The 20,904-nt window shown below is 51.0% G+C and carries 18 protein-coding genes; 5 read left to right on the forward strand and 13 right to left on the reverse strand.

What is annotated here, in order from left to right; translation table 11 throughout:
• Positions 1-10: 10 nt before the first annotated feature.
• The 4 genes from NYE69_RS20635 to NYE69_RS20650 form a co-directional block, all read right to left on the reverse strand.
• Positions 11-811: a Nif3-like dinuclear metal center hexameric protein gene (locus NYE69_RS20635; RefSeq protein ID WP_340927686.1), complete on the reverse strand. Its 801-nt coding sequence runs from the start codon at positions 809-811 to the stop codon at positions 11-13.
• A 76-nt stretch (positions 812-887) separates the two neighbouring features.
• Positions 888-2,201, reverse strand: coding sequence for an ABC transporter substrate-binding protein (locus tag NYE69_RS20640; protein WP_340927687.1), 1,314 nt, complete (start codon positions 2,199-2,201; stop codon positions 888-890).
• A 202-nt stretch (positions 2,202-2,403) separates the two neighbouring features.
• Complete coding sequence (glsA, locus tag NYE69_RS20645) at positions 2,404-3,339, reverse strand: glutaminase A (protein ID WP_340927688.1); 936 nt, start codon at positions 3,337-3,339, stop codon at positions 2,404-2,406.
• A gap of 82 nt (positions 3,340-3,421) precedes the next feature.
• The gene (locus NYE69_RS20650; protein WP_174719594.1) at positions 3,422-3,709 is read right to left on the reverse strand and encodes a small, acid-soluble spore protein, alpha/beta type; all 288 of its coding nucleotides are present in this window, start codon (positions 3,707-3,709) and stop codon (positions 3,422-3,424) included.
• 365 nt (positions 3,710-4,074) lie between these two features.
• Between NYE69_RS20650 and NYE69_RS20655 the strand changes: the two genes are divergently transcribed.
• On the forward strand, positions 4,075-4,947 hold the full coding sequence (locus NYE69_RS20655; protein ID WP_051985418.1) for a YitT family protein: 873 nt from the start codon (positions 4,075-4,077) through the stop codon (positions 4,945-4,947).
• Between the two features lie 119 nt (positions 4,948-5,066).
• On the opposite strand, the gene NYE69_RS20660 is transcribed toward NYE69_RS20655, so the two are convergent.
• Positions 5,067-6,110 (reverse strand): ABC transporter substrate-binding protein, encoded by a 1,044-nt coding sequence (locus tag NYE69_RS20660; protein WP_340927690.1) that lies wholly within the window; start codon positions 6,108-6,110, stop codon positions 5,067-5,069.
• 209 nt (positions 6,111-6,319) lie between these two features.
• Here NYE69_RS20660 and NYE69_RS20665 point away from each other — a divergent pair, with 209 nt between their 5' ends.
• Positions 6,320-7,300, forward strand: coding sequence for a FecCD family ABC transporter permease (locus NYE69_RS20665; protein WP_340927691.1), 981 nt, complete (start codon positions 6,320-6,322; stop codon positions 7,298-7,300).
• Entirely contained in the window at positions 7,300-8,349 is a 1,050-nt protein-coding gene (locus NYE69_RS20670) for a FecCD family ABC transporter permease (protein WP_326043706.1), read from the forward strand. Before NYE69_RS20665 ends, NYE69_RS20670 begins: the two co-directional genes overlap by 1 nt.
• A gap of 67 nt (positions 8,350-8,416) precedes the next feature.
• On the opposite strand, the gene NYE69_RS20675 is transcribed toward NYE69_RS20670, so the two are convergent.
• The 7 genes from NYE69_RS20675 to NYE69_RS20705 all read right to left on the reverse strand — a co-directional run bounded on the left by NYE69_RS20675 (position 8,417) and on the right by NYE69_RS20705 (position 17,710).
• The gene (locus NYE69_RS20675; RefSeq protein WP_445744783.1) at positions 8,417-10,402 is read right to left on the reverse strand and encodes an RICIN domain-containing protein; all 1,986 of its coding nucleotides are present in this window, start codon (positions 10,400-10,402) and stop codon (positions 8,417-8,419) included.
• Positions 10,403-10,468: 66 nt separating this feature from the next.
• Positions 10,469-11,389: an endo-1,4-beta-xylanase gene (locus NYE69_RS20680; RefSeq protein ID WP_340930465.1), complete on the reverse strand. Its 921-nt coding sequence runs from the start codon at positions 11,387-11,389 to the stop codon at positions 10,469-10,471.
• Positions 11,390-11,502: 113 nt separating this feature from the next.
• Positions 11,503-13,032, reverse strand: a complete 1,530-nt coding sequence (locus NYE69_RS20685) for a glycoside hydrolase family 43 protein (RefSeq protein ID WP_340927693.1) — start codon at positions 13,030-13,032, stop codon at positions 11,503-11,505.
• A gap of 442 nt (positions 13,033-13,474) precedes the next feature.
• Complete coding sequence (locus NYE69_RS20690; protein WP_340927694.1) at positions 13,475-13,822, reverse strand: response regulator transcription factor; 348 nt, start codon at positions 13,820-13,822, stop codon at positions 13,475-13,477.
• The gene (locus NYE69_RS20695; protein ID WP_340927695.1) at positions 13,819-15,567 is read right to left on the reverse strand and encodes a sensor histidine kinase; all 1,749 of its coding nucleotides are present in this window, start codon (positions 15,565-15,567) and stop codon (positions 13,819-13,821) included. The genes NYE69_RS20690 and NYE69_RS20695 overlap by 4 nt, the downstream gene beginning before the upstream one ends.
• A 103-nt stretch (positions 15,568-15,670) precedes the next feature.
• A complete protein-coding gene (locus tag NYE69_RS20700; protein WP_340927696.1) occupies positions 15,671-16,531 on the reverse strand; it encodes a hypothetical protein in 861 nt (286 codons plus the stop codon).
• Positions 16,532-16,768: 237 nt separating this feature from the next.
• The gene (locus tag NYE69_RS20705) at positions 16,769-17,710 is read right to left on the reverse strand and encodes a LysR family transcriptional regulator (protein WP_340927697.1); all 942 of its coding nucleotides are present in this window, start codon (positions 17,708-17,710) and stop codon (positions 16,769-16,771) included.
• Between the two features lie 63 nt (positions 17,711-17,773).
• Between NYE69_RS20705 and NYE69_RS20710 the strand changes: the two genes are divergently transcribed.
• A complete protein-coding gene (locus NYE69_RS20710) occupies positions 17,774-18,733 on the forward strand; it encodes an NmrA family NAD(P)-binding protein (RefSeq protein WP_340927698.1) in 960 nt (319 codons plus the stop codon).
• 43 nt (positions 18,734-18,776) lie between these two features.
• Positions 18,777-19,283 carry a phenolic acid decarboxylase gene (locus NYE69_RS20715; RefSeq protein WP_340927699.1) on the forward strand — a complete coding sequence of 169 codons (507 nt, stop codon included), beginning with the start codon at positions 18,777-18,779 and terminating at the stop codon, positions 19,281-19,283.
• A 79-nt stretch (positions 19,284-19,362) separates the two neighbouring features.
• Here the strand turns inward: NYE69_RS20715 and NYE69_RS20720 are convergent, their stop codons facing one another.
• The gene (locus NYE69_RS20720; RefSeq protein ID WP_340927701.1) at positions 19,363-20,796 is read right to left on the reverse strand and encodes a family 43 glycosylhydrolase; all 1,434 of its coding nucleotides are present in this window, start codon (positions 20,794-20,796) and stop codon (positions 19,363-19,365) included.
• Positions 20,797-20,904: the final 108 nt, after the last annotated feature.

The following is a 20,904-nucleotide window of genomic DNA, read 5'->3' on the forward strand; positions in this document are numbered from 1 at the left end:
AAAACTCCTCCTATCCTATGATTTGAAAAAGCGGCTGATCCGCCACAAAATGCACGGGCACGGACGGAAAAGCAGCCTGAAGACGCTTGGCGAGGTATTTCATGCCCGGGGCTTCGCTCGGCCCGTGGCCCAGCACGAGCAGCGCCCGGTTCAGCCCCTGATGCGCCGCATCCCGCACGTATTCCGGCGTCTCCCATTCCGGACCTTCCCCGGCTACGATCAGGTCCACACCGCGCTCGGCAAACAGCGGAATCGCCAGCTCTCCGCCGCCCCGGTAGCCTACGAGCAGCCCGACGCGCGAGCACACCGTCCGGGCGTCGCCGACAAAGCGGACAAACGGCGCCTCCAGCTTGGTTCTTAAATGCTGCGCGATATCGGCTAGCGGGGTCGGGGGAAGCTCCAATATGGCTGCCGCGGGCTGATATTCCTTGACGTAAGCTTCCCAGCCGGCCTCTTCCACGAACCCCGCCATTATCCCGTCCGGCTCATAGCGGTGTATGCCGTCATGGAAACGGTAAACCGCGATCCCCGACTCCTCGATCAGCCGCCGTTTTTGCCGGACGACCGGGTCATTAGCCGCTGGCTGCTTGCCCGGGCGATGGCTGTAAAACAACCCTTCATGCGTGATCAGCAGGTTCACCCCCAAGGCCACCGCCCGCTCGATCACCTGCTGCGACGCCATAAACGCTGTCGCTATCGCCTCGACTTCGCCCAAGAAATCCCCCGTTTCCAGTTTGTCGACTGACTCCTCGCCAAGCGCCCCGCCTTCCTCCGTCAATTTGCCGATCACATCCCGAATCCGTATAGCCATGGCAACCCTCCCTCTCCTGGAACATGCCAGGCCCGGAACCAAAATTTCGTTCCGGGCTAGCCCAACATGTACAGTATCACTCGTAAGCCAGCGCAGCTTCCTTCAGCTGTTCAAAGGCTTCTTCCGGCGTGATTTTGTTAAAGCTCAGCTGATCGTGAACGAGCGGCCAATCCTTGTCGATATAGTTGGTCCAGCCGCCCGGGCCGGCCGTCCAGGTCTGCCCGTCCTGCTCCGTGGCGCGCAGCAGCCCCATACCGACCTTGTCAACTTCGCTCATACTCTCTTCCAGCGCCGCCGCGTTGTCCTTGTTTACCGGCAGCCCGCGCGAAGTTTTCAGGATCGCGGCGGCTTCCGGATCATTGACAAACCAGTCGATGAATTTCTCGGCTTCTTCCTTATACTTGGAGTTTTCCGAAACGGCCAGGTACATCGACGGCTTCAGCCATCCGCCCGCTTCTTCGGCCCGCGGCATCGTCACCAGCGCATACGCGCCCGGCTTGAGACTGTCCCATGCGCCATAGTTGTTGGAGAAGCTGTAGCGGAAGAGGATTTTTCCGGCCACCATCAAGTCCATTTGCGGATCGAATTCTTTATCCGAGGAATTCACATCGGCCGGCGGCACCAGCCCTTCCTTGCGCAGTTCCTCGAACCGCTTCGTCCACTCCAGGAACGATTCCTGGTCGACATTGAATTTGCCGTCATCCGAAATGACCGTGCCTTTACCTTTGCTGTATTGGTATGCCGAATACATAAAATAGTTGGCCGCGTAATCCTTGGTGAAATATTGGCCGCTGGGCAGCTTGCCTTTGAATTCTTTGGCCAAGGCAAAGAATTCGTCCCAAGTCCAGCCGTTTTCCGGGTTTTTGATGCCCAGCTTATCCAGCGCCGCTTTGTCGTAAATCAACCCGAAAGCAACGGAACCAAGCGGCACGGCGTACTGCGTTCCGTCCTTCTGTCCGCCGGCCAGCAGCTTCGGATCGATCTTCGCAACGTCCACCGAATCCAGCGGTGACAATTGATTGCGTCCGGCCCAGTCCGGAGCCCAGCCCGGGTCCAGCTGGATGATGTCCGGCGCGTTTTTGGCGGCCGCCTGTGTCGACAATTTGTCCAAATAGCCGTCCATCCCGGAATATTCCGGCTCAAACGTAATGTTCGGATGGTTTTTCGTGTACAGTTCCAGTGCGGCCAGCGTGGCTTCATGCCGTTCTTGAGATCCCCACCACATCATGCGCAGCTTGATTTGTCCGTCTCCTCCCGCTCCCGATGCGTTCCCCGCACCGGCCGTTTCTCCGTTGGCCCCGCCCGGCTTTCCACCGCCGCCGCATGCCGCAAGCATCCCGACGAGGGAAAGCGCCATCAGCGAAACCAGTAAACGCTTCCATTTCAACATGGATGAACCCCTCCCATTCGCTTCTGAGTAACTTGTTTACATCTCTATAGTAGCTAGTTCAAATGGAAGAGGATATGAGAACAATGCACGATTTGTTATAAAATTCCTCGAAAATATGGATCAGGCGTACATCTCTTATGAGGCTATTCGATAAAAAGCAGCTTTTGACCGGAAATGAACCGCATCATAAATTCTTATCCTCTTAAAAAATGCTCCAGTTAAACTCGTGCGACAGCCGCTCCAGCAAATGGACGCCCGCGATACTGTTTCCTTTCGGGTTTAGCGCCGGTCCTACCACGCCGATGCCCCAGCGCCCGGGCACCAGGGACAAAATCCCGCCCGATACGCCGCTTTTGGCCGGCAGTCCCGCTCCGATCGCGAACTCGCCCGAGCCGTTGTACATTCCGCACGTCACCATAAACGTTTTGGCGATCTGCACAAAGCGCCGGGGAATCAGCTCCTTGCCGGTAATCGGGTCCGTCCCGTCCTCCGCCAGCACCAACGCCATACGGGCCAAATCGGCGCAAGTTACCTCGATCGAGCAGTGGCGGAAGTAAACCTCCAACACCTGTTCCACATCGCAGCCCAGCGTCCCTTTATCCAGCAAAAAATAAGCCATCGAGCGGTTCAGATGGCCCGTCGCCGCCTCCGACCGGTACACCTCCAAATTGTAATCCAGCGCGGGATTCCCGGCCAACTCGCGAAAAAACTCCAGGATGCGGGCCGATTTGTTCAACGCGCCGTCGCCTTTGATCATCGAAGACACCACGATCGCCCCCGCGTTGATCAGCGGGTTAAACGGAATCGCCGGCTGCACCAGCTCGAGCTTCATGATCGAATTGAAGTTGTCGCCCGTAGGCTCCATGCCCACCTTGGAAAAAACCGCTTCTTTCCCATGATCCATCAACGCAAGGATCAACGTAAACACCTTAGAGATGCTCTGCATCGTAAACGGAGCCTGGGCATCTCCAGCGCTTACGGATCTTCCTCCCGCATCGATCAGATGAATTCCCAGCAGATGCTTGGGCGATTTCGACAATTCGGGAATGTACGTGGCCACAGTCCCCTTTGCGCTTTCCAGCCGGCTCGTTTCCACCCATTCCGATAAGCATGCTTCCAGCCGATCGAGCTCGTTCATGGCCTTTTCCTCCAATCGATCACCATGTTGACCGGGGCGAAACGCCGGCGATGCCTTCAAGTTCGCCCCAGCCATAATACGCTTACCGCTGCGAATCGCTCAGCTTCTGCTTGGCCAAACGGATCATTTCCCGGACCATCGAGCCGCCGATGGCGCCGCCGATTTTACCGGCCTCCTCCGAGGTCAAATCCCCGTTATCGCCTTCCTTTAGCGGCACGCCAAGCGATTCGGCCACCTCGTATTTCACGTCGTCCGGATGCTGCGGATCGACAGGGTAACCTTCGCGCCGCATAACCTCCGCTTTGAACTGCTTCAGGTCCGCTTCATTGGCGCCCTCCGCCGCCGGACCGTTTCCTCTTCTTTTTACCATGGATATCCCTTTCTTTCAATCAAGAATTATCCATAACATGCCCCGATTCAGCTTTTCCCATGCCGGACGACCATATATAAACCATGCTTTTAAAATAAGCCCGGCCCGGATCCTCAAAAGCACAGAAAGACGAGGCAAAATAAATCATGGAAAAAACGTATAACCGCCCGGCAAAAACGGAATGACATATTATTGAACATTGTTTTTCGTGACGCAGATCATAGTCCTTATGAGTGATAAAAATGATAATTTAATCCGATAACATTTTTTTATCAAAATATCTCGATGCCGAGTCCACATCATGAACTGCTCCGTCATGGAAAGATGACTTTTTGCACAACCTTTAAAGAAAAGAAGGGTTAGACATGAACTTGAATCAATATGTTCCGATCATCCCCAAACCGGTCAAAGCCGCCTTAAAACCGGCTCAGGAAGTGGGAATCATCCTCGTTTCCGCGCTGCTCGTCGCCGCCGGGCTTAATTTGTTTCTGATCCCCCACAAGCTGCTGTCCGGCGGGCTGACAGGCGTTGCCTCCTTTATCGGTTATTTTACGGACTGGAATATATCGATTCTGTACTTTCTGCTGAATGTCCCTCTTATCGCCTGGGGCTGGAAAGCGGTCGGGCGGCGGTACATCATTTTAAGCTGTATTTCCGTCGCGAGCACGACGTGGTTTATGGCGATCATCCCGCAGATCCAGGTGACCAACGACCCGATTCTCGGCGCCGTGTGCGGAGGGATCATCTCGGCGGCGGGCATCGGCTTTTCGCTGCGCGTAGGCGGCTCGACCGGCGGCTTCGATATTCTCGGATCGATCGTTACCCGTAAACATGACGTGGCCATGGGCAACATTTTGTTCCTCTTGAACGGCATCGTGATCGTGGCGCTCGGATTTCTGCAGAGCTGGGACCTGGCCCTCTACTCCATGCTGTCGACCTTCGTCAAAGGCAAGGTCGTCGACATGATCCATGTCGGACATATCAAGGTGACCTGCTTTATCATCACCAAGCAAAAAGAGAAAATGCTTTGCCGCTTGCGCCAGCTGCATCACGGCATCACGTGCATCCACTCGGAGGGCGGGTACAGCGAAGAGAAAAATTATATGCTCATGACGGTAACGACGCGATACGAACTGGCCGCCGTCCGCAAAGCGGTGGCCGAAACCGACCCGCAGGCATTCATGAACGTGGTGCAGTCCACGGAAATCTTGGGGAGGTTCGCCCGGACGGCGAAATAACGCCGAAAACATTTTCCCTGATTTCCGCGACAGCTAGCGATTCCCCAGCGTGAAATCAAAAGAGGCCGGTTCCCATGGTTGGAAACGGCCTCTTGCTGTGCAGCCTTTAAATATTTAAGTTACTTTTCAAGCCCGTATATCTCGGACAGCTGGTCAAGCATCAGATTTGCCGCTTTGATGCCGCCGGCAGTATTCCAGATGGCGTCGTCCACTTTATAGGCTTTGCCGTTTTTCACCGCGTTCAGGTTTTTCCACAGCGGATCGTTCGTCCAGTCAGTTTCGGTCTGATTGGCTTTGCCGTCGCCTATGTCGTAAGTAAAGTAGAACAACCGGTCGGCATCCGCTTCGGACAGCCGTTCTTTCGTAATTTCATCGACGAACGTATCTTTGGCGTTTTTCGTCATTTCATTTCTTGCGATGCCAAGCTGCTCAAAAATAATTCCGGAGAACGTGTTCGTGTGATATACGCGGGTTTTGCCGTCCATGAACCGGACCACTGATACCGTTTCTTTCAGCTTATCGCCGGCTTTGGCTTTAAAGTCTTCGATCCGCGCTTCGAAGGCGGCCAGCAGTTCGTCGCCTTTGTCGGTCATTCCAAGCGCTTCGGCGTACAGCTTGAAGTTGTCCATCCAGTTGCCGCGCAGGTCTTCGGACATCACCGTAGGCGCGATCGCATTTAGTTGCTCGTAAACTTTCTCCTGGCGCATCTTGTTCCCGATGATCAAATCAGGCTGCAGTCCGGCGATCAATTCCAGATTCGGCTGGCTCTCCTCGCCAACTACTTCAACCCCGTCCATCTCGTCTTTAATATGCGCATACCATGGTTCCCCCGTCCAGGAGCGGACGGCGCCGACCGGTTTAACTCCCAGAGCAAGCAGCGCTTCCGTGCCTTCATTGGTCAAAACGACGACCCGCTTCGGCGTACCTTCTATTTTCGTCTCTCCCATCGCATGTTTAACGGTACGGACAGCGCCGGCGGCCGTATTACCGCTAGAGTTACCATTCTCCGCGGAAGGCGTCCCGTTTGACGCTTTGGTGGTATTATCGGAAGCTCCTTGGCTTTGATTGCTTCCGCATCCGCTCAGCGCCAGCATGAGCGCCAAAATGGCGAGCCCCCACCATACGGCGCGTTTTCGGATGATGTGATTACGAGTAAAGCTCATTAATGATCCCCCTTAAAAATATGTCTGCAAAGTACTTGTTATAGGTGATAATGATTATCATCTTCACCACGATGTTCAAAACTATAAAGCATGTCAGACCTCTTGTCAATCCATTAAGAATGATTCTCATAATCATTGACAGTCCGCACCGCATCTTCTAATATTTAATGGATATTATTTTCTTGAACTGGAAAGTGGGAATTTGCCTCATGAAAGGTTTCGGCTTATTGATTTCGCTATTTGCCCTGGCCGCAGCCCTCGTTTGCAGCATCAGCTTCGGCGTGACGGACATCCCTTTCGGTACCGTGTGGGAATCGTTTGTCCGCCCAAACGGCAGCAACGAGCATCTGCTCATTCAGACGGCCCGGGTACCGCGGGCCTTTATCGCCGCCGCTGTCGGCGCTTGCCTCGCGGTTGCGGGAGCGCTGATGCAGGTCGTCACCCGCAACCCGATCGCTTCGCCGAGCACGCTTGGCGTTAACTCCGGCGCGGCCTTCTTCATTATCCTGGCGACCGGGTGGCTGGGCATATCGGGCATGCAGCCCCTTACCTGGGTTGCTTTGACCGGAGCGGCCTTAAGCGGAATGGTCGTGTTTTTGCTCGGAAGCATCGGACGTGACGGCATGACGCCGCTCAAAATCACGCTTGCCGGCGCTTCGATGACCGCTTTTTTCTACTCGCTCACGCAGGGACTGATGCTCTCCGACGGCAAAATGTTCGATCAGGTGCTCGTCTGGCTGGTCGGATCCGTTGCGGGACGGGGAATGGACCAACTCGTTGCCGTTCTTCCTTATATGGGGGCCGGGATGGTTATCGCTCTCCTTCTGTCCGGACAGCTGAATATCCTGGCAATGGGAGATACCGTAGCGCAAGGGCTCGGCCAACGCACGGGCCGAATTAAAACTTTGGCTACGGCGGCCGTGATTCTGCTCGCCGGAGGGTCGGTTGCGGTAGCCGGTCCGATCGCGTTTGTCGGGATCATTATCCCGCATATCGTCCGCTATTTCATAGGCGCGGATTACCGCTGGATCTTGCCTTACTGCGCCTTGTTCGGGGCCTTGCTCTTGGTGTCGGCCGACATCGGCTCAAGGTACATCGCCATGCCCAAGGAAGTTCCGGTCGGGGTCATGACCGCGCTGCTCGGGGTACCGTTCTTCGTATACATCGCAAGGAAAGGGGTGAAAAACTGATGGCCAAACCCGGCAAGCTTCAGGTCTCGGACGCCAAATCGACCCTGCTGGCGAAGAAAAAAAGAACGGTTTGGATCTGCCTATTGTTGTCCGTATTATGTCTGGCGGTTATGGTCATCAGCGTTGGCATCAGCAGCAAATACATCCCTCCCCTTACCGTCATCAAATCCTTATTTGGCATGGCCGACCCGGGAAATCAGGTCATCGTGCAAAAAATCCGGCTGCCGCGGATCATCATCGCCGTGCTGGTCGGCGCGTCTTTGGCGGTGGCCGGGGCTATTCTGCAGGGCGTCATCCGCAACCCGCTCGCCTCGCCCGATGTGGCCGGAATCACCGAGGGTGCTTCGCTGGGCGCGGTCTTGTTCATTTTCTTGTTTCAAGGCAGCATTTCGATTCACTGGATGCCGCTTGCCGCGATCGGCGGTGCATTTCTCGTCACGGCGTTACTGTATGTGCTGGCCTGGAAAAAGGGCGTGTCTCCCTTGAGGATCATCCTGATCGGGATCGGCGTGTCCGCCGCCATTAAATCGCTGTCGTTCATGCTGATCATCTCCGGTCCTTTGCAATTGGCCAGCCAATCGCTCACATTCATGACCGGCAGTATCTATGGCGTGTCGTGGGAAAATGACGTGCTGACACTGTTGCCTTGGACGGCTGTATTGCTGGCCCTCACCTGGCTGCAAGCCCGCCAGGTCAACATCCAGGCCCTCGGCGATGATATCGCCACGAGCGTCGGCGCCCGCGTGCAGCTGCAGCGTCTGCTGCTGATCGCCCTAAGCGTTTCGCTCGCCGGTTCCGCCGTGGCCATCGGCGGCGCAATCGCCTTTATCGGCCTGATGGCGCCGCATATGGCCCGCAAACTGGCGGGGCCGTCCTTTTCCGGCGTGCTCCCGATCAGCGCGCTGCTGGGCGCTTTGATCCTGCTCATTGCCGATCTGATCGCCCGCACCGCTTTTTTGCCCCGGGACGTCCCCGCCGGCGTTTTAACGGCCGCGATCGGGGCCCCGTTTTTTATGATTTTGCTGTACCGGAACCGCAATCGGTTATAAAAAACATGTAAAAAGCAAAGAAATGGCGGTGCAAGGGAGTTATCCCTGCACCGCCATTTCTTATTCGTTACCTGACCAACATGAATCTCCAGTTATGGTCTGCGGTGCCGTTATCGTCCCATTGCACGATTTTTGCGCCTGCTTCCCTGGACATGCCGTCCACGCCGAGCACCATACCGCTGTGGCGGTTGACCAATTTGTAGCTGCCATCGCCCAGCGGCGCGAGCTGCCATTCATGATCGGCCGTGCCATTGTCGTCCCACTGTACGGCGGAAGCTCCTCTGGCCGTGGACATGTTTTCTATACCCAGCACTTTGCCGCTGTGGATATTCGTCAGCTTGTAATAACCGCTGTCTAAGCGCTCAAACCGCCATTCATGATCCGCCGTACCGTTGTCATCCCATTGGACCGCCTGCCCGCCGTTGGCCGTGGACATATTGGTAATGCCGACCACCATGTTGCTGTGTACGTTCTGAAGCTTATATACGCGGCCGTTTTCAACCGGCGTCTCCCCACCGGAAGAAGTCGCAAACTGCCAATAATCGAAGTTGAACAGACACTGGCCGCTGGCGCCTTTAAACATAAAGTAAATATTATGAACCCCTGTCACACGATTAACATTCGTTTCTTGCAATCTCCAAACCTGGTTCCCCCCTGTAGGAGTGACATTAAGCGTGCCGATCACCTGGCCCTTCGGACTGTCGAGGCGAATTTCGATTTGTCCTACCACCGTTGACGCGACGTTAGCTTTAAACGATGTTGCGCCGGTTGATCCGAAATCGGCGTTCCCCACTGCAACCCAGTCCCCGTTGTGGATATCGGTTACATTCATATTTACGCTTGGCACCATGCCGCCCGGCGCTTGGGAAACTTCGGTCAGAATGCCGCCGTTCCACCCGATGGTTTCCGCCTCGGTTCTTTGATACGGATTCAGATGCTTTGTTTGCGAAACACCCTGCATCGTGCCCTGAACCGGTACGATTTCATTCCCGCTATACGTCAGTTCATTGATATGCGGGGAACGGTACCCCATGCCGTCACCTAAAAGGGCTTTGCTGACGGTTTGGGCATGGTAGGTAATATACCACTTATTATTAAAGCTAAAAATGGTGTGGTGATTATTGCCCCCGACACCGAAGAACACAGCCGGATTCCTCAAGATGGATTTCACGTAAGTATACGGCCCCATGGGGTTGTTGCTCACCATATAGGCGATTTCACCGGGAGGCGGGCTGCCCGCCGGATGATTTCCGCCAAAGTTGGAGCAATAGGAATAATAGTATTTTCCGTTATACTTATGGATCCCTGAATCCTCGAAAAAGAAGGGGGCGTCAATCAATTGCGCATTGCCTTCGATATGAATCATATCGCTGCTTAATTTGATGACGCGGGCCGTCTTGGGACTTGCCCATTGATTTTGAGTTGGATTATCACCGCCAGGAATTCCCCCGCCAAAATATAAGTAGCCGGAGCCGTTATCATCTACCAGCACAGCCGGATCAAATAACCAAACAACGCCGCTGACTCCCGGGGTACTCCAGGAAACCAGCGCTTTTCCCAGCGGATCCGTCCACGGTCCGATCGGACTATCCGCCGTGAGTACGCCGATCCCTCCAGCGCTATTGGCAAAATAAAGGAAAAACTTATCCTGGCCATTTATTTTTTTGTGCGCTGCGGCCGGTGCCCAAGAACCCGACGCCCATTTGGCGATGCCGCCTGACCCGGCCACCGGAATAGCCCCGTGATCCGTCCAATTCACCATATCGTCGGATGAGATCAGATGCACCTTATTTAAATTGCTGAACGAGTTGGCCTTGATCTTTCCGTTACTGTCATATTCGTAAGCGTCGCTTGACATATAAATATAGACTCTGCCGTTATAGACCAGCGCGGATGGATCGGCCCCAAGCTTGTGATCCATTAATGGGTTGGAGTTGCCCGGAGTTTTAGCGATGGCCGCTGTTTCCGCCTGTGCAACCTGTCCGTTCAACACTCCCGCCCACAGTATGACAAAGGCCAATAATAAAGCTTTCATTCGACTGCTTTTTTTCATTTCATTCCCCTCTTTGCATGAGTTACCTAATAAACGTTGAATCTCCAGTTATGACCCGCCGTACCGTTATCGTCTTCCGGCAAGATAACCCTTCAACCATTTCATGGCCGGACGTTCGGCGCCCGAGCTGGTGATAAGTTGAGAGCCGTCCTCCCATGTTTGTCCTTGAATATACCCCCAGAGCGTGATGCCTTTCACGTTCGGGTGTTCCCACAGCACCGGAAACTTTTGCTGGTATCTTTGCAATTGAGTTCCGTCGTCGCCCGTTATATCCAACTCCGAGACGTAGATTGGCAGCCCGGTAGCAGACAGCGTGCCGAGAACGCTGTTCATCGTGCTTACGGAAACGGTATTCATATTGAAATAATGACATTGAATGCCGATGCCGTCGATCAAACCTCTGGCCTTCAGCAAGTTTATGATCTGAACGTATTGCCGCGCCGCATTCGGATCGCTGATTATGCCGTATTCGTTAATCAATAGTTTGGAATTCGGGAACGCCTTTCTCGCTTGCTCGAACGACCAGATGACCCAATCCCATCCCGTAGAGCCGTCGCCGCCGATCGCATTCCGGTAAGAAGGCTTGGCGTGCAGCGGTTCGTTCACAACGTCGACGAATTCCGCGTTGCGGTATTTTTGACCGGCCGCTTGAATCCATTCGGTAACTTCCGCCTTTTGATTCGCAGCCGGCAGCCCGGAAATCCACACCGGCTCTTGGTTTCCCCATACGAGCGTATGGAATTTGAACGGTAAGCCATTGGCCTTGGCGTAGTTGTAGGCCATATCCGCTTGCGACCAGTTCATGGAACCGCGTACACCTTCGACGGAACCCCATTTTGTGGAGTTCTCAGGTGTGACTTGGTTCCAATAAGCAGCAAAATTGGAGGGTACATAGCCAGCGATAATGTTGCCTAAAAATTTGGAGCCTGACACAAGCCCGGCATTCGCGATTTGCGGCGAGGAAAACACCAGCAAAGATACCACCATGACCAAAGCGGTCAATACATGCACAAATTTTGACTTTAACAAATACATAAAATCGCCTCCCAATAATGAATTTTGGAAATCGAGCCGCTTTGCACGGGGGATTCTCCGGATGATCACTCCGTTCCCGTCATCCGGTTTTCGATTCGGAAATAATCGACATACACGTATCCGCCGGCCGATTGAGTCGCATAATTAAAGATGGCAAACCGATAACCCATGAAATGCGGTATGGTGTAGCTCATCTGCAGCCTGTTGCCGATCGCCGTCCACCGGTTGCCGTCCAGACTGTAATAAAAATAGGCTTTATCGGTTTTGTTTTTGAAGTCCATTTCCACTTTTAAATATACATTGTTCTGTATAAGCGGCACGCTGGCCACTTCCATCGGCGTTGCCGAACTGCCGTTAACCATCACGACCGATTTGGAATTGCCGGACATTTTGACGCCAACAAGCCCGTAGTTCTTTTGAAGCGCCGCAAGCCCCGCATAATCGCCGTTTTTCATGCGGCTTACGTCTATTGCGATCCGTCCGGAGCTTTCCGGACCAACGGTTCTTTGCGTCAGCGAGTTACGGGCATCCAAAATACTTGTGCTGGTTCTTCCGGTCGTCAGTCTCAGATATCCTGAACGCGCCGTAAGCGACCAAAGATTGTTGTCGGGATTGTGATTCCACTGCCATACCAGCGAAAGCCGGGACTGATTGAATTCATCGGAGGCCACAAACCATTCATTCGAATTCACGCCGGCGACCGGCTTTTGCATCTGCGTAGGGACTTGGCCGTTTACGCCGAATACCGGCCAGTTGTTTTGCCAGGTGATAGGGACAATGAAGGGAATGCGTCCTACGGAGCCATGATCCTGAAATAACAGGCCATACCATTTTCCGTCCGGCGTATCCACGATTCCGCCTTGAGCTATACCGGCATAGTCCAAAGCGACCCGCCCTTCATAAGGACCTGTAATACGATCGGCTCTAAACACCAATTGGGTGCGGCCGGCTCCCTGCGGCCAGGTGATCAGGAAGACGTAATACTTGCCGTTGATTTTTTGAATATGCGCCCCCTCGGCCGGAAGGCCTACGTTAGGACCCGCTGCCAAACTGGCGTTGGGGATAATGACCTGATTTAACCCGCCCGGTTTGACGGCGGCGGCATCCGAGGTGAGTTCGGTAAGGCGAATATCTCCGCTCCCATGAACGAGGTACACTCTCCCATCATCGTCAAACAGCAAAGACATATCATGGTAAAAACCGATCGTGGAGCTTGTCCACGGACCGTTTTCGATATCTTGCGTCCGGTAGATGAAGGTCTTCCCCGCTATGCTGGATGAAAAAACTGCATAATAGGTGCCGTTATGATATCGAAGACTGCTGGCCCACGAGCCCTTGCCATACTCATTTTGGCCATTCCGTAAAGCTTGCGCGTCCAAATCCCCCAGTGTATCGTAAACATAGTTCACAATTTCCCAATTGACGAGATCATACGATTTCATGATCGGCACACCCGGGTTCATGTGCATTGTTGTGCTCGTCATATAGTAAGCGTTTCCAATTCTGATTGCATCGGGATCGGGCACATCCGCCCATATAATCGGATTCTCAAAAATATTTTGATACTGTGCAGTATTCTTTTGTATTACTTTCACCTCTCCTTTCGTTTAACCTCTGAATGGAATCAACCGGAGATCAAATCTTCGAATAAACTTTTACGGCCGATCAACCTCCTTAAAAATCATATAATAGAAATATATTACATTTTTACAATTTCACTATAAATGGATTGGCGATAAAATTTAATAGAATTTTTATTGAGTTTATTGAACTTTCTTTTGAAATATTAAATTACATAAACGGGCTTTTGCCGGAAATGCAAAAAAAGCCCATCTTCCTTTCCGGTTGGAAGCATGGGCCGGGCTTTATTAAAAAGAGGCGGCGAAAATGACACCAATTAAGCACATTTTTCCAGCAGGTCGAAACACGTTCTAACTTTAAAATGGAACGTTACCTAGGCATGAAGAGCCCCGATGGGATCAACTGCAAAAGTGCATTCCATTCTCCGCAAATCTCCATTTTAGAGCGGTTAAAATGCTAAAATGCATCTCTTTTGGGGATATACGATAAAAAAGTAGCTATTGCTCCGAAATGAACTGCACTTTTGCATCCGAACCACCTGTTTCGAGGAATTTCGACGAAAACCGCCTGCACTTTTGCATTTCGTGGGATTTCCCCCGCTCCCTTATATCGCAACGTACCGGGAGTCTCCGGCATATGGAGATCCGTCACCGTAACATCCGGCATATAACCTTTCATGACTTCAAGCGCTTCAAAAGCGTTGCCCGCCTCGCGCACCTCGGTACCGAGCGGAGCCGCATCCTTGACGACCTTGACCAATCCCCCAAGAATAAGCGGCTCATCATCCACAATCAATAATCTCATCGTTGACCCGCCGCCCCTTTCGATATGATGATGGTGAGACATGTTCCCCGGCCTTGCTCACTATCAAGCGCCAAGTGCGAAGCGCCGCCGAAAAACGATTTGACCCGCTCGTTGACGCTAATCAGACCTACGCCTCCCTCCATCTCCTGGACGGAATGTACATCGCCTCCCCCCGTTAGCCGTGAACGGAGCCTCGGCAGTTTGCCTTCCGGAATGCCTATTCCGCTGTCCGAAACGCAGATCCGGATTTCGTCGGCGGTTTCCGACGCCTGAAGCTTGATATGAACGGGTCGCAGCGTCGCGGACGCCCCATGGATGATGCTGTTCTCAATCAAAGGCTGGAGCATGAACCGGGGGCAGGCGATCTGCTCCGCGTCGACGGCGATGTCAATCTCGTAACTCAGCCTGTTCTGAAGCCGCATTTTGTGAATATTGAGATAGAAGACGACCGTCTCGATTTCCCTGGCAAGCACCGTCTGATCCTCCTTCGAAGACAGGCTGTAACGCATCAGCTTCCCGAACCAATAGGAAATGTCGGCTACCTCTTTATCGTTGTTGGATTCCGCCAGCATTCGGATGGTCTCAAGCGTGTTGTATAGAAAATGCGGTTTGATTTGGGCTTGCAGCACTTTATAGGCCGCTTCTTTGTTTCGCAGCTCGGCCCGGTGGACGTTGTTGATCAGCTCATCCATACGCTGGATCATCGAATTGTAGGTCATGGTCAGAAACCCGATCTCATCCTGGCGGTTCGGCTTGTCGTGCTTGCTGATGTACTGTTTCATATTGTCATCGCTCAAGTTGCGCATATGTCTGGCCAGGCGAAGGATACGTTTCGTAATGGTAGAAGCGAGCGCATAATACGCAAGCGACAGTGCCGCCAGAAGAAGGACGATGGTGGAAATCAGAATAATCTCTTTGCGTTTGACCGCGTGAAACACTTCGTCTACCTTTCCGGTGACGACGACCCGGACGCCAAGCTCCTCGATGTAAAGCTGATTTATGATCGTTTTCCGATTGATGAAATAGGCTTTCGTATCGTTCGAGCCCAGCAGCTTCCACGTCGCGTCGTCAATCCCGGCAACTGCGCCTTCCGCCGCCGGCAGCCCTCCTTGCTTCGGTAACAGAAACGCTTTCCAGTTGCCTTCTCCGCCTGTCGCATTGTAAAATTTCCGGATCAGGCCACCGCTGTCGCGGAGCTCAAGAAGCCCGATGACCTCAGTAAAATCCGGATTGTAAATGTTCTGATAAAAAACGAGCCGCGGTTCCCGTGCTCCCGGATCGGGTACAACCCATACTCCTTGACCAGGCTTCAGCGAACTGGCGATCTCCTTGCCCTGAGGATCCAGAGACGATATATCGAGAAACCGGTCGGTGATTTGAAGCGCGCGCCCCTTTGTTGTATATATCCTGAATCTCTCAATTTCCGGATTGGCATACAGCGACTGTGTAATAATCGGACTGATATACCGGTTGTAGGCGTAAATGCTGTCCGATTTGGATTCATAAATTCCGCCTAAATAATCCGTCACATACGGGTTATATTGCAGCAAGCGATGGATGGAGTCGACTCGGGACAGATCCGCCTTCATGTTTGCCTTGGCCTGTTCCAATATTTTTTGCCGGCTCTCCACGAATTGTTGGGTCAGGTTGCCGTAGATTTGTACATAATAGTAATATCCGAACGTGACGACCGGAATAAAAATCAGGATGACATATCCTAAAATGATTTTGCGTACGATGCTCACGGTAACGATTCCCCCCGCTGCCGATTTATTTCTTCTAACCGTACCATGAGCAAGCAAAACCCGGTAGAGATTTGACCTCCCTACCGATTGCGGCGACCTTCGCTTACTCGAACAAATCCTTCTTCTTCCGATAAGTCTCGTTTGCCCAATCGACAAGCTCTTGCAAGCCCATATTCTCGGCCGTCTTCACCATATTCTCGTATTTCGCAACGGCTTCCTCTTCGGAACTTGCCAGGTAAATTTTAACCTTCTCATTTTTGATCATCTCGTCGATCTTGGTTTTGATCGTCTTTTCTTTAGAATCCGGCTGGGTCTGAATCAGGCCGAGCGCCGGCTTATAGGCCGTAATGGCCGCCAGGAAGATGATCGTCCACCAGCCCATTTCCTTCCAAATCGCGCTCCCGACGGCAAGCCCCCAGAAGTAATTGGGACTCGTCAAAATATTGAGCGGTTTGTCGATAAATCCGGCTTCAATCAGGGCTCTGTTGACCATGCCGACGTCCGCGGACAGAAAAGCGTAGGAGACGCCGACAACAACAACCCAGGAAATAAAATGCGGCAAATAGCTGATTGTCTGAACGAACCGCTTGAACGCCATGTTCTTCACTTCGTTCAGCATGATCGCGAGCAAGATCGGCGCAGGAAAAGCGAAGATGACCTTCAGAAAGCTCAAGACCAGCGTGTTGCGGACAATCGTGGCAAACTGATAATCGTGGATGAATTCATCGAAATACCTCAGACCGACCCACTCGCTGGTAAAGATCCCCTTAATGCCGTTTGAAATGCTGTAGTCTTTAAAAGCCATCAAAATACCGAACATCGGCGTGTACGAAAAAATTAGCAGAAAGATCATGCCGAGTCCGACAAATACATGCAGTACCTTTTGCTTTTTGAACCGCTTCCACAATTGGGTTCGCCGGCCACCCCCAGCCGCGGGGCTCATAAGCTGTGTATCCAGTTCCATATGCGCTCCTCCTCAAAGCTTTGTGCGCATTGCTTCCTGAGTAAGCTTCGTGCAAAACTTACTTCGGAACCATGGGCTTTACATCTAGTGTATCCTCCTGGACTTTATCGCGGTAAGCCAACATTTCTAAGAAAGCGTTGTCATTTTTTAAGAGCCAGCCCCGTTGCCGGATCAAAAAGATATAAAAAAACCTGAAGCCAAAGCAAAGATTTCTCATTGCCTGGTTCAGGTTTTGGTTTAAGTGAATAGCTCTTTTATAGTTGAAATCCAGCGTTTTACTTCTAAGCGCTGTTCGCTTCTAAGGCACGCAATACCGTAAACCACTTCTTCAGTATAGCTTAAGGGAACAAAGGCGATCTCATTGTCCTCTCCAATCACAAAGTCCGGCAGAACCGAAACGCCAAGATCACTTTTTATCATGGTATGTACTGTATTTATGGTATCTCCATAGGTATAAATGGAATCGGGACAATTCTCAATAATTTTCCTGTTCATTCTTTTTAGGGTTGGAGGGGATTGGTGTTCGTCAAATAAAATGATCGCTTGATGATTTAATTGTTCGATGTCCAGCACACTTTCATTCGCAATAGGATGACTTTTGGGCAGTACACAAACATAGGACCCTTTAAGTACTGGATAAAAGCAAAAATCAATGTCCTTTCCCAAATTATCTTGCGAAGTAAATATGATATCAAACTTTTGGTTTAATAAGTCTTCTTTCTCTCTGGTCAAATTAGACTTCTTCAACTGAATCTGAATCTGCGGGTATCTTTCCTTAAACCGCCTAATAATGTCCGGCAAAACTTGCTTCTCAAAAACAGTCTCCGTGTATCCGATAACCAAAGTGCTTTCATATTTTTCCGAGAGCCGTTTTGCTTTCTTAATGGATTGGTCTAATCTAAATAGAAGTCCTTCCATATCTTCGTAAAAGCTATTGCCGGCTAAAGTCAAATTAACGGTCCTTTTGTTGCGAACAAATAAAATGATTCCCAGCTCATTTTCTAAACTTTTTATATTGTGGCTTACAGCAGGTTGTGTCAAATTTAATTTCTCTGCCGTTGTTGAAAAATTCAGTGTCTCGGCAAGAGAAACAAAGCACTTTAGTTGCTGAATATTCATTTGAAACACCCTTTTTAGTAATAAATCCTTTTTATAAATCATAACATAGGGTAATTTCACTGTAACGTCAACCTATGCTATTCTTTCCTTGTGAAAGTTATCACTAGGAAAGAAGGAATACACATGCGTTATATTGTAACAGGCGTAGATGGTCAACTAGCAAGCCGTGTGGCGGAAACTGTGCTCGCAGAAGCAGATGGCCGCAATTTAACCTTCACATGCATGAAGAAAGACAGAATTCCCAAAGATACGGTTCAACGATGGGAAAGTGCGGGAGTCAAAATCTTTGAAATCAATTATGATGACATTCCATCCATGGAACGGGCTTTCAAAGATGGTGACCGCATCTATATTGTCTCTGGCCTTGAAGTAGGCAGAAGAGTCCAGCAACACAAAAATGCGATTGATACGGCGATCAAAGCAGGAGTCTCCCACATCACGTATAGTTCATTTATCGGTGCGACAGATCCTAATTACGCTCACGTTTTTGTAACTCCGGACCATACAGCAACTGAAAACTACTTAAAGTCAACGGGCATTGCCTACAATGCAATGAGAAATAACTTATATTTAGAAAACTACCTGACTATGTATACGATGTTGGCACTAATGTCCGACAATAAATGGTTGAGCACTGCCGGCGAAGAACGGGCTACTTTAGTTCACAAAGATGATTGCGCAAGGGCCGCAGCCGCAGCCCTGCTCGGAAAAGCCAAAGACAACGAGGCTTATAATATCGTAGGATCAGAGTCTGTTTCCGTAAGGGATCTGTGCAACCTCATTAAAGAAGTTTCCGGTAGAGACCTGGAGTATATTCCTGTGAATGCGGAGCAATATTATGAACACCTGGAGAAACTGCACATTCCTAGAGAAATTACCGGGGATTTCTCCCGCTCGCCCGTTCCATTCTGCGGCGATGATCTCGTGACAACCGATGCCAGTATTAAAGAAGGGCTTTTAAACGTTCATTCCGATGCCATTGAAACTTTAACTGGACAAAAGCCAAAAACGGCAAGAGATATTATCGGAAAATATAAATATATTTGGGAGAACAATATCCAAAACTGGCGGGATATGAAATGAAACCCTTCAAGCAGGCAATTATTCAAATAAGGAGAGACTTCATATGCAACCGAAAGAAGCTTTAAAAGACTTTGTAGGAAGCCATATGATTTATACTTATGAAAATGGTTGGGAATACGAAATCTACATTAAGAATGACCATACCATTGATTATCGGATCCATAGCGGCATGGTTGCGGGCCGCTGGGTGCGGGACCAGGAAGTTGATATTGTAAAACTAACGGAAGGCGTTTATAAAGTATCATGGACCGAACCAACAGGAACGGACGTTTCCTTGAATTTTATGCCAAATGAAAAACGAATGCACGGTGTTATTTTTTTCCCAAAGTGGGTTCATGAACATCCGGAAATTACGGTTTGTTATCAAAATGACCATCTTGAATTAATGAAAGAATCGCGCGAAAAATATGAAACTTATCCCAAATATGTTGTTCCTGAATTTGCTGACATCACATTTTGGGAGAATGCCGGCGTTAACAATCAGAAACTAATCTCCAAAGCGCCTTATAAAGGGATGACAGACGACATCCGTGCAGGGAAATTGAAATAAGTAAATCTAAAAACGCATTAAAAATCGGCCTCTTCGCAGATGATGCGAACAAGGCCGATTTTTAGATGGTATTCCTATTCTATTCATCTCCAAGTAATGTAAACGAGGACAGGCTTGCGCCTCCCGAGCCTCTATACGTAAAATATAACGCCTGTATGCCGTCCGGTATGACGAGATCGGCAGAATATTCCGTCCAGATATTCGAAAAATGGACCGGTATATTTCCGAGAGCCGGGCCGTCCCAAGCTGTTTTCACCTCAAAGACGCCGTGGCAATATCCGCGCACCTTGATTTTAATCTTCCTGATTCCATGGCAGTCAAAATACTTGAACCCGGCCGTAGCGGAATCCGTCATATTGGCGATGTACCCGATTTCTTCATCCCCGTCTCTTCCATCCTGGGTGATTTTCGGAAAACGGCTATCCAGCCATGCCCCGGATTGGCCGAAACCGCCTGTATACAGCTCCTCGTCTTTACAAAACAGATTGCATGCCAGGTAAGCGGGATATTCCCCGCGGCCCGCAAGCGGTCCGCCATTCGGACCGCAGGAGGTCATCTCCGCCTGAAGGATCGTTCCGTCTTCCCGGAATGCGATCGGCTCGATACAGCCTTGCCGGCAGAAAGCTGTACCGTTGGTATGTCTATGGTAAAAAACAAACCATTTCCCGTTGATGTGGACGACGCTGCCATGGTTATTGCCGCCGTAATACATCGGTTTGTCCGCCGGCTTGTAGGAATCAATATGTAAATCGTTGTTGCTTACGACAACCCCCTGGTAAACAAATCCTTTCGTCGGAAATTGGCTGGTGGCATAACACAGTTCATGCATGGCGATCGAGGAATAGACAAAATAATAGGTATCGCCTTTCTTCCTTATGGAAGGGGCCTCAAAAAACTCATGTCCTTCAAACCCGCTGCCCTTGCCGTAAGGTTCGCTCGGGGCGACAAATACCGGTTCTTCCACAATCGTGAGCATATCAGGACCAAGCACCGTGGCCATTGCGCCGTGTCTGGATTTGTCTCCAATCGCACAGAAACCGGTATACAGGTAGGTCCGCTCTCCTTCCGTCAACACGCCCGGATCAAACTGGGGCTCATCGCCTTCTCTTTCTCCCAAGCGTGTGCCGTCGGCATATCTGACATAACCGTAAAATTCATACTTGCCGGCCGGCGTATCGCAGACGGCTACCGAAACGATCGAAACCTTATCCAGAACATAGTAGAGATAATACCGTCCATCCGGGCCGACGGTAACGTCAGGCGCATAAAGGCACATTCTGCCGTCCGGATTGAGCGGGTCATCCGTTTTCTTGTAAATCACGCCTTCATACCGCCAGTCGCCCAGATCATCCACGGGCGCCGACCAGCACACATAGTCCTCTAAACAAAAAGCGTGTCCGTTGAAACGGTCGTGAGATCCATACACATAAACTCTGCCGTTAAAAACATACGGCTCTCCGTCAGGTACGTATTCCCATGATGGGAGATAGGGATTCAATCCTTGTTTTTTCATTAAAATTTACACCCTCCTTGTTACTTTTCCAAATGGTTCAGGTTTTATATGAATATGACGCCTGCGGAATACAAGGCCTGCTATGCTACCGGACTTTAAAAGGCAACT

Origin of the sequence: Paenibacillus sp. FSL R5-0527 (genome assembly GCF_038008055.1) — a bacterium.
Classification (GTDB): Bacteria; Bacillota; Bacilli; order Paenibacillales; family Paenibacillaceae; genus Fontibacillus; species Fontibacillus macerans.

Excerpts from the sequence above, each read along its gene's own strand:
- NYE69_RS20635 (WP_340927686.1), bottom strand. The coding sequence starts at position 811 with ATGGCTATACGGATTCGGGATGTGATCGGCAAATTGACGGAGGAAGGC.
- NYE69_RS20640 (WP_340927687.1), bottom strand. The coding sequence starts at position 2,201 with ATGTTGAAATGGAAGCGTTTACTGGTTTCGCTGATGGCGCTTTCCCTC.
- glsA (WP_340927688.1), bottom strand. The coding sequence starts at position 3,339 with ATGAACGAGCTCGATCGGCTGGAAGCATGCTTATCGGAATGGGTGGAA.
- NYE69_RS20650 (WP_174719594.1), bottom strand. The coding sequence starts at position 3,709 with ATGGTAAAAAGAAGAGGAAACGGTCCGGCGGCGGAGGGCGCCAATGAA.
- NYE69_RS20655 (WP_051985418.1), top strand. The coding sequence starts at position 4,075 with ATGAACTTGAATCAATATGTTCCGATCATCCCCAAACCGGTCAAAGCC.
- NYE69_RS20660 (WP_340927690.1), bottom strand. The coding sequence starts at position 6,110 with ATGAGCTTTACTCGTAATCACATCATCCGAAAACGCGCCGTATGGTGG.
- NYE69_RS20665 (WP_340927691.1), top strand. The coding sequence starts at position 6,320 with ATGAAAGGTTTCGGCTTATTGATTTCGCTATTTGCCCTGGCCGCAGCC.
- NYE69_RS20670 (WP_326043706.1), top strand. The coding sequence starts at position 7,300 with ATGGCCAAACCCGGCAAGCTTCAGGTCTCGGACGCCAAATCGACCCTG.
- NYE69_RS20675 (WP_445744783.1), bottom strand. The coding sequence starts at position 10,402 with ATGAAAAAAAGCAGTCGAATGAAAGCTTTATTATTGGCCTTTGTCATA.
- NYE69_RS20680 (WP_340930465.1), bottom strand. The coding sequence starts at position 11,389 with ATGGTGGTATCTTTGCTGGTGTTTTCCTCGCCGCAAATCGCGAATGCC.
- NYE69_RS20690 (WP_340927694.1), bottom strand. The coding sequence starts at position 13,822 with ATGAGATTATTGATTGTGGATGATGAGCCGCTTATTCTTGGGGGATTG.
- NYE69_RS20700 (WP_340927696.1), bottom strand. The coding sequence starts at position 16,531 with ATGGAACTGGATACACAGCTTATGAGCCCCGCGGCTGGGGGTGGCCGG.
- NYE69_RS20710 (WP_340927698.1), top strand. The coding sequence starts at position 17,774 with ATGCGTTATATTGTAACAGGCGTAGATGGTCAACTAGCAAGCCGTGTG.
- NYE69_RS20715 (WP_340927699.1), top strand. The coding sequence starts at position 18,777 with ATGCAACCGAAAGAAGCTTTAAAAGACTTTGTAGGAAGCCATATGATT.
- NYE69_RS20720 (WP_340927701.1), bottom strand. The coding sequence starts at position 20,796 with ATGAAAAAACAAGGATTGAATCCCTATCTCCCATCATGGGAATACGTA.